The organism is Bradyrhizobium sp. (assembly GCF_049581145.1).
Classification (GTDB): domain Bacteria; phylum Pseudomonadota; class Alphaproteobacteria; order Rhizobiales; family Xanthobacteraceae; genus Bradyrhizobium.
Genome location: NZ_JBAURI010000397.1, coordinates 1 through 12292, shown reverse-complemented (window position 1 = coordinate 12292; position 12292 = coordinate 1). Strand labels below are relative to the sequence as shown.

Here is a 12292-nt window from a genome sequence, read left to right as displayed (position 1 = left end):
AGCTGGTCGTGGGTGACATAGATCGAGGTGGTCTTCAGCCGCCGCTGCAATTTGCGGATCTCGACCCGCATCGCGATGCGCAGCTTGGCATCGAGATTGGATAGCGGCTCGTCGAACAAAAATACTTTCGGCTGCCGCACGATGGCGCGACCCATCGCGACGCGCTGGCGCTGCCCGCCGGACAGTTGCTGCGGCTTGCGACCCAGCATCGCGCCGATGTCGAGAATCTGCGCGGCTTCGCGCACGCGGGCCTCGATCTCGGGCTTGCCCATGCCGCGGTTGCGCAGGCCATAGGCCATGTTGTTGTAGACGCTCATATGCGGGTAGAGCGCGTAATTCTGGAACACCATGGCGATGTCGCGATCGGCCGGCTCGATTGCGTTGACGATTCGTCCGCCGATGTCGATCTCGCCCGAACTGATGGTCTCGAGCCCCGCGACCATCCTGAGCAGCGTCGACTTGCCGCAGCCGGAGGGCCCGACCAACACGCAGAACTGGCCGTCTGCGACATCGAAATCGACGCCCTTGATCGCCTCGAATCCGTTCGGATAGGCCTTGCGGACATTGTGGAGGGTGACGCTAGCCATGGAAACTCCGAGTGAATGGGAGTAGCGAATAGGAAAGCACGAGGCCGCGAATGCCGAGCAGCGCCTCTGTTTCGCCGTGCGCCGTTCGCTTCCTTTATTTCTCCGTCTCGATCAGGCCCTTGACGAACAGGCGCTGCATCACAACGACGACAGCAACGGGCGGCAGCATGGCGAGCACCGCGGTCGCCATCGCCACCGACCACTCGGTCAGGGCGTCATGCACATCGATGATCTTCTTGATACCGATGACGATCGTCTGCATGTCGTCGCGTGTCGTGATCAACAGCGGCCAGAGATATTGATTCCACCCATAGATGAACAGGATCACGAACAGAGCGGCGATATTGGTCACCGACAACGGCAACAGCGTGTCGAAGAAGAAGCGGATCGGCCCGGCGCCGTCCATCTTCGAGGCTTCCACCAGCTCCTTCGGGATGGTCATGAAGAACTGCCGGAACAACAGTGTGGCCGTGGCCGACGCGATCAGCGGCAGGATCAGCCCGGCGTAGGAGTCCAGCATGTGCATGTCGCTGGTGATCTTGTAGGTCGGATAGATCCGCACCTCGACCGGCAACATCAGCGTGATGAAGATGGTCCAGAACGCGGTCATCCGGAGCGGGAACGAAAAGAACACGATGGCGTAGGCGGAGATGATGGAGATGGCGATTTTGCCGACGGCGATGCCGACCGCCATGATGAAGCTCGCCAGCATCATGTTGCCGACCGGCTGCCGCGTTGTGCTGCCTGTGCCGGAGACGATGGTGTGCCAGTAGGTTTCAAGGCCGTGCGAACCCGGATAGAGCGGCATCTGCCCATTGGCGATGACGGAATTGTCGTGGGTCGAGGCGATCACCGCGAGATAGACCGGAAAGGCCACGATCGCGACGCCGAGCAGCAGCACCAGGTGGGGCAACAAGTTTCCGAATCGGCGATGTTCGACCACTAGTAATGAACTTTCTTCTCGACATAACGAAACTGGAACGCGGTCAGCGCCACCACCATGACCATCAGAATCACCGACTGCGCAGCTGAGCCGCCGAGATCGGCGCCCGCCCTGCCGTCCTGGAACACCTTGTAAACCAAGGTTTGCGTGGCGCCGTCAGGACCACCGCCGGTCGCGGTGTCGATGATGCCGAGCGTGTTGAAGAACACGTAGGTGATGTTGACGATGATCAGGAAGAAGGTGGTCGGCGACAGCAGCGGGAAGATGATGGTCCAGAACCGCCGCATCGGCCGGGCGCCGTCGATCGCGGCAGCCTCGATCACGCTGTTCGGAATCGACTGCAGGCCGGCGAGGAAGAACAGGAAATTATAGCTGATCTGGTTCCAGACCGCGACGATAACCACCAGGATCATCGCGTGCGTGCCGTTCAGCACCGGATTCCAGTCGATGCCGGAGCGCTGCAAGCCGCGCGCGATCATGCCGAGCCCGGGCTGGAACATGAAGATGAAGAGCACGCTCGCGACCGCCGGCGCCACCGCGTAGGGGATGATCAGGAATGTGCGGTAGATCTGCACGCCTTTGATGTTGCCGTTGGCCATGACCGCGAGCAGGAGGCCGAGGCTAAGCGAGAAGGCCACCACCAGCGCCGAGAACACGAAGGTGACACCGATGGCATGGTAATATTCGGGCGTCTCGATCAGGCTGACGTAATTCTCGAACCAGACGAACTCGCTCGAAAGCCCGAACGCATCCTGCACCAGGAACGACTGCCACAGCGCCTGCACTGCCGGCCAATAGAAAAACAGCAGCGAGATCGCAAATTGGGGCAGCACCAGAAGATAGGCCAGCAGCCTGCCCGAGAAGATCGCGCGGTTTTCCATCAACCCCCCGCTCGAGAAGTCGCGGCCGGGATACTCATCTCGGCCGCGATGCCTGCGTAATTCACTTGACGGCGGTTCGCTCGAACTGCCGCAGCATCTGGTTGCCGCGCGACACCGCTGCGTCGAGCGCGTCCTTCGCGGACTTCTTGCCGGCGAGCGCCGCCTCGATTTCTTCCGCCCAGACGTCGCGCATCTGCACCATGCCGCCAAAGCGCAGGCCGCGCGAGTTCTCGGTCGGCGTCTTGTTGGTCAATTCCTTCAGCGGCACCTCGAGGATCGGGTTCTTGTCATAGAAGCCGGATTCCCTGGTCTTCTCATATGCCGCCTTGGTGATCGGCAGATATCCCGATACCTCGTGGAGATAGACTTGCCGGTCGGTGTCCGACAGGAAGGTGAAGAATTTGGCAATTCCCTTGTATTCTTCCGCGCTCTTGCCGCCCATCACCCAGAGCGAGGCGCCGCCGATGATGGAGTTTTGCGGCGCGCCGGCGACGTCGGGGAAATACGGCATCGGCACCGACGTATAGGCGAACTTGGCATTGGCCTTGACGCTCGGATAGAACGCCGACGAGGTCATGAACAACGGGCATTCGCCCGAGGTGAAGCGGCCTTCGCCGGTGTTGGTGCGTCCCGAATAGTCGTAGCTCTTGTCCTTCTGCAGCTCGACGAGATTTTCCAGCAGCTTGGTTTCCAGCGGAGTGTTGAACTCCAGCACGGTGTCGAAACCGTCGAGCCCATTGGCCTTGGTGCCGATCGGCACGTTGTGCCAGGCCGAGAACTGCTCGATCAGTCCCCAGGTGATCCAGGCCGAGGAGAAGCCGCAGGTCGGGCTGGTCGCATGCAGCTTCTTGGCATCGGCGAACACCTCGGGCCACGTCTTCGGCGGCTCGGCGATGTCGGCCTTCTTCAGCGCGTCGAGGTTGACCCAGAGCACCATGCTCGACGAGTTGAACGGAAACGACAGCATCTGGCCCTTCGACGTCGAGTAGTATCCGGTGATTGCCGGCAGATAGGAGTTGGGATCGAATGTCTCGCCCTGCTCCTTCATCAACTCGAATACCGGCTTGATGGCGCCCTTGGCGGCCATCATGGTTGCGGTACCGACCTCGAACACCTGCATGATGCCCGGCGCATTGCCGGCGCGGAACGCCGCGATGCCGGCGTTCAGCGTGTCGGCATAGCTGCCCTTGAAGGTCGGGACGATTTTGTAGTCGCCTTGCGAGGCGTTGAAATCATTGGCGAGCTTGACGACGACGTCGTTGTTCGGACCGGTCATGGCGTGCCACCACTGGATCTCGGTCACGGCAAGCGCCGGCGAAGCCGCGAATGCCAGCGTGATCGCGGCTACGGCGGTCGCGCCCAATTGTCGAAAAATCATCAAATTCCTCCCGTTGAGCCGTCATCATCAAAAACTCGCGGTAGCAGCGACGGATGACGTGCGAATGACTCGTAAAGCGACGGGATGGTACGGGGGAAAAGCGGGCCAAGGGAAGCGGGAAAATACTGCCCAGGCGGTTCATCCGGCGCAGGCTCGAGAGTGCCGCGCCCGAAAACTTATCGCTTTCGCTCCGGCCCGCAGACCACGCCTTTTGCCGTCAGCGCGTCGATCTCGCCTTTCGAATAGCCGAAGGTGGCGAGCACTTCCGTTGCATGCTCGCTGAATTTGGGTGGCGTGCGGCGCAGGGTCGGCTTGGTGCGTTCGAGACGGATCGGCGAGGCGACGCCCTTGTACCAGTCTTTCGCGACGATATCGCCGCGGTGAATGGTGTGGGGATTGGTCAAGGCCTGATCGATCTTCTGCACAGGACCCGCCGGCAGGCCCGCCGCCAGCAGCCGGCTGCACAGCGGTTCCGCTTCGTGTCGGCGGAATACGGTGGCAAGCTCCTCGCGCAGCGCGTCGCGGTTGGCGATGCGGTCCTTGTTGCGGGCAAAGCGCGGGTCGGTGCCGAGCTCGGGCTTGCCGATCTCTTTCGCTAATTTGCGGAAGGTGCCGTCATTGCCGACGCCGATGAAGATATCATCGGTCTTGGTCGGGAAGATCGCATAGGGCACGAGGTTCGGATGCTCGTTGCCGGTGAGCATCGGCGGCTTGCCGTGCATGAAATAATTCGCCGCATGCGGATGCATGACCGCGAGCCCGGTTTCGTACAGGGTCGTCTCCAGGAACTGACCGAGGCCGGAGCGCTGCCGCTCCGACAGCGCCATCAGGATGCCGATCGCGGCATAGAGCCCCGTGGTGATGTCGACCACAGGCACACCGATTCGCATCGGTCCGCTTTGCGGCGAACCGGTCGCCGCAATCATGCCAGTCATGGCTTGAATGATGGCGTCATAACCCGGATTGCCGCCGCGCGGGCCGTCGCCGCCGAAGCCGGAGATCCGGCAGTGCACGAGTTTGGGAAATTTCGCCCGCAGCACCTCGTTGCCGATGCCCCATTTGTCGAGCGTGCCGGGTTTGAAGTTCTCGATCAGGACATCGGCCCCCTCCAGCATCTTCATCAGGACGGCGCGGCCGCCTTCGGAGGCGAGATCGAGCCCGATCGAGCGCTTGTTGCGGTTGACGCCGACGAAATAGGCCGCATCCTCGTCATGGAAGGGCGGTCCCCAGTCGCGCGTCTCATCGCCGGCAGGTGGCTCGACCTTGATTACGTCGGCGCCGTGGTCGGCAAGTATCTGCGTGCAATAAGGGCCGCCGAGCACGCGCGACAGATCGATCACGCGTAATCCGGCCATCGCGCCGGGAGCAGGTTCAGTGGTCATGGTCGTGTTCTTGGGCCTTCCCTTTGATGCTCGCAGGGCCATTAAGCATCACAGGCGCCTGTTCGCAAATGCCCGGCCGGAGCCCGACTTCAGATATTTCTCGAATGCGAAAGCCCGCTTTTCACCGACGTATAAGTGTTCGGAAGTGAGACTTCGGAGAATGTAGACGTATTTCATAGCGGCCCCCTACCCGGCAGCCTTGTACGACAGGGCTTTTGCCGAGCGAAGCCGAAGTTGGCCTGAATTTACCTAATGGATGGAGCCCACCTTCGGGCTACGGCGCGGCAGCCTTCGCGCCACGAGAGGGCTTGCCGAGCCGAAGCCGGCGAAGGCTGGTGGAGCCAGGCGGGATCGAACCGCCGACCTCTTGCATGCCATGCAAGCGCTCTCCCAGCTGAGCTATGGCCCCTTGACCTTTCGGGGCGCGCCTTGGGCGACGCGCCGCCGAGAGACCCTGAACATAATTCAGGGTTATTCTCAAGTCTCCTCGTCGCCTCCGACGTCGCCGATAATGTCGGTGACGTCCTCGTCGCCTTCTTCCTCGTCGGCTATGAAGGTCGAATCGTCGTCGTCGTCGTCTTCGATGGTCTCGTCGATTTCGATGTCGTCCTCGGTTTCGGGAACGACGGCCTTCACCTTGCCGGTGTTCTCCTCGGCATCGGCTTCCTCGAGCGGCACCAACTCTTCGGCTTCCGCCGGCTCCGGAGCTACTTCCGTGGCCGCCGCCGCCGCGCGTGCGGCTTCGCCGCGCGCCATCCGTGCCGGAGCGATCGGAGCAATCGGTACGACCTCGCCGGTATAGGGCGAGATCACCGGACTCTTGTTGAGGTCGTAAAACTTCTTGCCCGTCGTTGGGCAAATGCGTTTGGTTCCGAGATCGGATTTGGCCACGTGCGGAATCCTGGGAATGTCTGAAAAGCGGTGCTTCACTTGGCTAGTTGCCTCGCCGCTGTCAATACCGCTTTTCGCAAGAAAGACAGGCCCGTGACGTCGCGCCGTGTCCGTGATACCTGCCGCGAAAGTCAAAGGACACAAACTTGGCCCATTCAGACGACCCTACCCCGCTTGAAGCGCGTTCCAGCGGGCCGTTGGCCGGCACGGCCCGGGTTCCCGGCGACAAGTCCATCTCGCACCGGGCGCTGATTTTGGGGGCGCTTTCGGTCGGCGAGACCCGGATTTCGGGGCTTTTGGAGGGCGAGGATGTGCTAAATACCGCCAGGGCGATGCGGGCGCTGGGTGCACGGGTGGAGCGGACCGGTGATTTCGCCTGGTTTGTCCGTGGGGTGGGGGTTGCGGGCTTCGCCCAGCCGCAGGCGCCGCTCGACTTCGGCAATTCCGGCACCGGCTGCCGGCTGGTCATGGGCGCGGTCGCGGGCTGCCCCATTGCAGCGGTATTCGACGGCGACGCGTCACTGCGAACCCGCCCGATGCGGCGCGTCCTCGATCCCCTGGAGCAGATGGGCGCCAGCATTACGGCCGGCGGGGAGGGCGGCCGGCTGCCGCTGACCCTTCAGGGTGCGCGCGATCCGTTGCCGATCCTCTACCGCACGCCGGTGGCCTCGGCCCAGATCAAGTCGGCCGTCCTGCTCGCCGGGCTTGCTGCGCCCGGGGTCACGACCGTGATCGAGCAGGAGGCCAGCCGTGACCACACCGAGCTGATGCTGAAGCACTTCGGCGCGGAGATCGTCTCGACGCCCGAGGGCAGCCATGGCCGCAGGATCGCGCTCACCGGCCAGCCGGAATTGCACGGCGCCAATGTGGTCGTGCCCGCCGATCCGTCCTCGGCGGCGTTTCCGATCGTCGCCGCCCTCATCGTCGAGGGCTCCGACATCGTGCTGCCCGACGTCATGACCAATCCCCTGCGGATCGGGCTGCTGACCACGCTGCGTGAAATGGGCGCCTCCATCGAGGAAAGCGAGATGCGCGGCGACGCCGGCGAGCCGATGGCGCAATTGCGGGTCCGCGCCTCCAGGCTGCGCGGCGTCGAGGTGCCGCCGGAACGCGCACCGTCGATGATCGACGAATATCTGGTGCTGGCGGTGGCGGCGTCCTTCGCCGAAGGCAGAACAGTGATGCGAGGCCTGCAGGAGCTGCGTGTCAAGGAGTCCGACCGCCTGGCGGCGACTGCCGCCATGCTGCGCGTCAATGGCGTCGACGTCGACATCTCCGGCGACGACCTCATCGTCGAAGGCCGCGGCCACGTGCCGGGGGACGGCCTGGTCGCGACCCACATGGACCATCGAATCGCCATGTCGGCGCTGGTGATGGGCCTTGCCGCCGACAAGCCGGTGAAGGTCGACGACACTGCCTTCATCGCGACCAGCTTTCCGGACTTCATTCCTATGATGCGTGCGCTAGGGGCTGAGTTTTCATGATCATCGCCATCGACGGACCCGCTGCATCGGGAAAGGGCACGCTCGGCAAGCGTCTGGCCAGGCATTACGGCTACCGCCACCTCGATACGGGCGTGATCTACCGCGCGGTCGCCTACGCCCTGATGAGCGCCGGTGCCGACCTCAACGACCAGATGCTCGCCGTCTCGGCGGCCCTCGAGCTTGATCCCGAAAAATTCGGCAATCCGGTGCTGAAGACGCAAAAGGTGGGAGAAGCCGCCTCCGTGGTCTCGGCGATCCCCAAGGTCCGGGAAGTGTTAATGAATTTTCAGCGGCAGTTCGCCGCCGACCCGCCCGGTGCAGTGCTCGACGGCCGCGATATTGGAACCGTGATCTGCCCCAATGCCGACGTGAAGATCTTTGTCATGGCCGATCCCAAGGTCCGCGCCCGCCGCCGCACGCTGGAGGCACGGGCGAGGGGCGAGGACGCCGACGAGGCCGCGGTGCTGGCCGACATCCTGAGCCGCGACGAGCGCGACCAGAACCGGCTCGTTGCGCCTTTAAAACCCGCTGCGGATGCTTACTTGCTAGATAATTCCAATTTGGATATAGAAGCCGGCGTCCGGGCCGCCATCGACATTGTCGAGGCCGTTCGAGCGGGCCGGCAGCGGGGTTGATCCGCTGCCGTCATTGGAGGAGCAGCCCGCTCCCGCCCCCGAAGGTCGATATCCCGAGGTGCCTTGATATTTCGAGGCTCTTTGGGGAACGAACCGGTTTACGGACGAGATCGTACTGATCCAAATTCAACGTATCGGACGTGCAGGCATCTGCCGGCCCGCTGCCAGCGCACCGCGCAAGCAGCGGTCGTTGTGGTTGTTGCGGACCACCGACACTTCACGCCCGATACCCCCAAACCCCAACGGCCGGCAAGCGTCGCATCTGGAGAACAAATGGCTCTGAGTACCGCTGCTAATTCTTACAACCCCTCCCGCGACGATTTCGCCGCGATGCTGGACGAGTCCTTCGCCGGTGGCAATCTGCAGGAAAGCTCCGTCATCAAGGGCAAGGTGGTTGCGATCGAAAAGGACATGGCCGTCATCGATGTCGGCCTGAAGACCGAGGGCCGCGTCGCGTTGCGCGAATTTTCCGGCCCCGGCCGGGAGAGCGACCTCAAGGTCGGCGACGAGGTCGAGGTGTTCCTCGACCGGATCGAAAACGCGCTCGGCGAGGCCGTGCTGTCGCGCGACAAGGCGCGGCGCGAGGAGAGCTGGGGCAAGCTGGAAAAGGCGTTCCAGAACAACGAAAAGGTCAACGGCGTCATCTTCAATCAGGTCAAGGGCGGCTTCACCGTCGATCTCGACGGCGCGGTCGCCTTCCTGCCGCGCTCGCAGGTCGATATCCGGCCGATCCGCGACGTCGCGCCCTTGATGAACAATTCGCAGCCGTTCCAGATCCTCAAGATGGACCGCCGCCGCGGCAACATCGTGGTGTCGCGCCGCACGGTTCTGGAAGAGACCCGCGCCGAGCAGCGCCAGGAGCTGGTGCAGAACCTCGAAGAGGGGCAGGTGATCGACGGCGTGGTCAAGAACATCACCGATTATGGTGCGTTCGTCGATCTCGGCGGCATCGATGGCCTGCTCCACGTCACCGATATCGCATGGCGGCGGGTCAATCACCCGACCGAAGTGCTGAGCATCGGCCAGACCGTGAAGGTCAAGATCATCAAGATCAACCACGAGACCCACCGCATCTCGCTCGGCATGAAGCAGCTGCTGGACGATCCGTGGCAGGGCATCGAGGCGAAATATCCGCTGGGCGCCCGCTTCCATGGCCGCGTTACCAACATCACCGACTACGGTGCGTTCGTCGAGCTCGAGCCGGGCATCGAAGGCCTGATCCACGTCTCGGAGATGTCGTGGACCAAGAAGAACATGCATCCCGGCAAGATCGTTTCGACCTCGCAGGAAGTCGAAGTGCAGGTGCTGGAAGTGGATTCCGTCAAGCGCCGGATTTCGCTCGGTCTCAAGCAGACCATGCGCAATCCCTGGGAAGTCTTCGTCGAGAAGTTCCCGGTCGGTGCCACGGTCGAAGGCGAAGTCAAGAACAAGACCGAGTTCGGCCTGTTCCTGGGGCTCGAGGGCGACGTCGACGGCATGGTCCATCTGTCCGACCTCGACTGGAAGCTGCCGGGCGAGCAGGTGATCGACAACTTCAAGAAGGGCGACATGGTCAAGGCCGTGGTGCTCGATGTCGATGTCGAAAAGGAGCGTATCTCGCTCGGCGTCAAGCAGCTCGAAGGCGATCCCTTCGCCGAGCCGGGCGACGTCAAGAAGGGTGCGGTCGTGACCTGCGAAGTGCTCGAGGTGAAGGAGGCCGGCATCGAGGTGAAGATCGTCGGTACCGATTTCACCACCTTCATCAAGCGCTCGGAGCTTGCCCGTGACCGCAACGATCAGCGCGCCGAGCGGTTCGCCGTCAGCGAGAAGGTCGATGCCCGCGTGATCCAGTTCGATAAGAAGGCTCGCAAGGTGCAGGTCTCGATCAAGGCGCTGGAAGTCGCCGAGGAGAAGGAAGCCATCGCGCAATACGGCTCCTCCGATTCGGGAGCGACCTTGGGCGACATTCTCGGCACCGCGCTGAAGAATCGCGCCAACGAGAAGTAGGACGATCGCGTTTCGCGGCTCGATCCACGGGGCTCCGGTTTCGACCGGGGCCCTTTCTTTATTTTTTTGTTTCAGGCTTGCTTCAAGTTTTCCTGGCCTCGGGGCTCGCGACGTATCCGGGGCGGCCATGTTTTCTTCATCTTGCACCGCAATTGATGTAATCAGGCATTGCGTAGCGCGTTTCCCGGAAAAGGTGGACACCGGCTTTCTGTAAGAAAATGCGACCAATGGACCAACAAGGGACAACCAGAGCGGTTTCCGATTTAACTTGATCGGAAAGCGCTCAAGTCACGCTGCGAACGCAGAAACGCTCTTAGGATTTCCTTGAGGAGAATTTCGATGTCGCTGGATTCGGATGTGATCGTCGATCGCCGCAGGCTCCGTCGCAAGCTGACGTTCTGGCGCGTGCTCGCGGCCGTCGTCGTGATCGCGGCGATCGCCATTGTGGGTATGGTCGTGTCGCCGGTCGGCCGGGGCGCCTTCACCACCTCGGGCTCGATCGCGCGCGTCAATATCGAGGGCCTGATCCGCAGCGACCAGGATCGCGTCGAGGCGCTGGAACGGCTCGAGAACTCGCAAGCCGCCGCGGTGGTCATTCACATCAATTCGCCGGGGGGCACCACAGCCGGCTCGGAGCAGCTCTACGACTCGCTGATGCGGCTGAAGGCCAAGAAGCCGATGGTCGTGGTGGTCGAAGGACTGGCGGCATCGGGCGGCTACATGACCGCGATCGCGGCCGACCACATCGTGGCGCAGCAGAGCTCGCTGGTGGGATCGATCGGCGTGCTGTTCCAGTTTCCGAATTTCACCGAGCTCCTGAAAACCGTCGGCGTCCAGGTCGAGGAAGTGAAGTCCTCGCCGCTGAAGGCAGCACCCAACGGCTTCGAGCCGACCAGTCCGGAAGCACGCGCGGCGCTGGATGCGCTGGTGAAGGATTCCTACGCCTGGTTCAAGGGCATCGTGAAAGAGCGGCGCGGCATGGACGACGCCGAGCTCGAGAAAGTCGCCGACGGGCGCGTCTTCACCGGTCGCCAGGCGATTGACCTCAAGCTGATCGATCAGCTCGGCGACGAGAAGGCCGCCGTGCAATGGCTGGTCGAGCAGAAGAACGTCAAGAAGGACTTGCCGGTGCGTGACTACAAGCTCAGCCCGCGCTTCGGCGACCTGACGTTCCTGCGCACTGCGACGTCCGTCGTGTTCGACGCGTTCGGCTTGAGCGCGATCGGGCGGCAAATCGAGCAGGGCGGCATGGCGCAGGTCGATCGCTTCGGTCTTGATGGGATGCTGGCGCTCTGGTCTCCGGCCGCGGCCAATTGAAGCCTCGCGAATGCGGTTTTGAGGGGTTTCCCGCTCCGCGAGTATTGTGACAAACCGGCATCGGGACGATTGTCACGCATTTTCACGTCGCGCAAAATTGATTTAGCGTCTTGACAGTCCAAGGCATTTTCACGGAAATGGATAGCTCATGCTTCCGGGTCTAACCTCTCGATGATCAAATCCGAACTTGTTCAGCGTATCGCAGAGCACAACCCGCATCTTTACCAGCGGGATGTCGAGAATATCGTCAATGCGATCCTCGATGAGATCGTGGCCGCGCTGGCGCGGGGGGATCGGGTGGAATTGCGGGGTTTTGGCGCGTTTTCGGTGAAGCATCGGCCTGCGCGTGCCGGGCGCAATCCGCGGACCGGCGCCCATGTGCCGGTCGATCAGAAGAGCGTCCCTTTCTTCAAGACCGGCAAGGAGATGCGCGAGCGGCTCAATCGCGATAATCCCGAGGCGGGCGCCTGACCGGTTTCAGATCTGCAGAACGCGCGCCTTCAGCGACGCCGCCCATGGGGCGGCCGACTTTGACAAACGCGAGCAAATCGGCATGCGGAAATTCTTCTCGGCTCTGATCGTCATTCCGTTGGGTCTGATCCTCGTCGTGTTCGCCGTCGCCAACCGGCATTTCGTCACGCTCTCGTTCGATCCGTTCAATTCGGCCGATCCGGCGGTCGCGGTCTCGCTGCCCCTGTTCGTGCTGATCATCGCCGCGGCGATCCTGGGCGTTGTGGCGGGCGGCTGCGCCACCTGGTTCGGTCAGCGCCGCTGGCGGCGGGCGGCGCGGCATCACGAGGCCGATGCA

Annotated in this window: 12 protein-coding genes and 1 tRNA gene; 6 read left to right on the top strand and 7 right to left on the bottom strand. The window is 62.5% G+C overall.

Annotation, left to right across the window (positions count from 1 at the left end):
- The 7 genes from WCB02_RS12850 to WCB02_RS12820 form a co-directional block, all read right to left on the bottom strand.
- Window positions 1–587, bottom strand: a 587-nt coding sequence (locus tag WCB02_RS12850; protein WP_423958604.1) for an ATP-binding cassette domain-containing protein, incomplete at its 3' end; no start/stop codon positions are given.
- A 94-nt stretch (window positions 588–681) separates the two neighbouring features.
- The gene (gene ugpE, locus WCB02_RS12845; RefSeq protein ID WP_423958603.1) at window positions 682–1530 is read right to left on the bottom strand and encodes a sn-glycerol-3-phosphate ABC transporter permease UgpE; all 849 of its coding nucleotides are present in this window, start codon (window positions 1528–1530) and stop codon (window positions 682–684) included.
- Window positions 1530–2411 (bottom strand): sn-glycerol-3-phosphate ABC transporter permease UgpA, encoded by an 882-nt coding sequence (ugpA, locus tag WCB02_RS12840; protein WP_423958602.1) that lies wholly within the window; start codon window positions 2409–2411, stop codon window positions 1530–1532. Before ugpA ends, ugpE begins: the two co-directional genes overlap by 1 nt.
- 61 nt (window positions 2412–2472) lie before the next feature.
- Window positions 2473–3789, bottom strand: a complete 1317-nt coding sequence (ugpB, locus tag WCB02_RS12835; protein ID WP_423958601.1) for a sn-glycerol-3-phosphate ABC transporter substrate-binding protein UgpB — start codon at window positions 3787–3789, stop codon at window positions 2473–2475.
- 176 nt (window positions 3790–3965) lie between these two features.
- Window positions 3966–5171, bottom strand: a complete 1206-nt coding sequence (locus WCB02_RS12830) for a CaiB/BaiF CoA transferase family protein (RefSeq protein ID WP_423958600.1) — start codon at window positions 5169–5171, stop codon at window positions 3966–3968.
- A 333-nt stretch (window positions 5172–5504) separates the two neighbouring features.
- A tRNA-Ala gene (locus WCB02_RS12825) sits at window positions 5505–5580 on the bottom strand.
- A gap of 68 nt (window positions 5581–5648) precedes the next feature.
- Complete coding sequence (locus WCB02_RS12820; RefSeq protein WP_423958599.1) at window positions 5649–6062, bottom strand: TIGR02300 family protein; 414 nt, start codon at window positions 6060–6062, stop codon at window positions 5649–5651.
- 146 nt (window positions 6063–6208) lie between these two features.
- Between WCB02_RS12820 and aroA the strand changes: the two genes are divergently transcribed.
- From aroA to WCB02_RS12790, 6 genes are all read left to right on the top strand, one after another.
- Window positions 6209–7546 (top strand): 3-phosphoshikimate 1-carboxyvinyltransferase, encoded by a 1338-nt coding sequence (gene aroA, locus WCB02_RS12815; RefSeq protein ID WP_423958598.1) that lies wholly within the window; start codon window positions 6209–6211, stop codon window positions 7544–7546.
- A complete protein-coding gene (gene cmk / locus WCB02_RS12810) occupies window positions 7543–8181 on the top strand; it encodes a (d)CMP kinase (RefSeq protein ID WP_423958597.1) in 639 nt (212 codons plus the stop codon). Before aroA ends, cmk begins: the two co-directional genes overlap by 4 nt.
- Before the next feature lie 273 nt (window positions 8182–8454).
- A complete protein-coding gene (rpsA, locus tag WCB02_RS12805; RefSeq protein WP_423958596.1) occupies window positions 8455–10167 on the top strand; it encodes a 30S ribosomal protein S1 in 1713 nt (570 codons plus the stop codon).
- Window positions 10168–10506: 339 nt separating this feature from the next.
- Window positions 10507–11484: a signal peptide peptidase SppA gene (gene sppA, locus WCB02_RS12800; RefSeq protein WP_423958595.1), complete on the top strand. Its 978-nt coding sequence runs from the start codon at window positions 10507–10509 to the stop codon at window positions 11482–11484.
- Window positions 11485–11655: 171 nt separating this feature from the next.
- Window positions 11656–11955, top strand: coding sequence for an integration host factor subunit beta (locus tag WCB02_RS12795; protein WP_423958594.1), 300 nt, complete (start codon window positions 11656–11658; stop codon window positions 11953–11955).
- 82 nt (window positions 11956–12037) lie between these two features.
- On the top strand, window positions 12038–12292 hold a 255-nt coding region (locus WCB02_RS12790), incomplete at its 3' end, for a lipopolysaccharide assembly protein LapA domain-containing protein (RefSeq protein ID WP_423958593.1).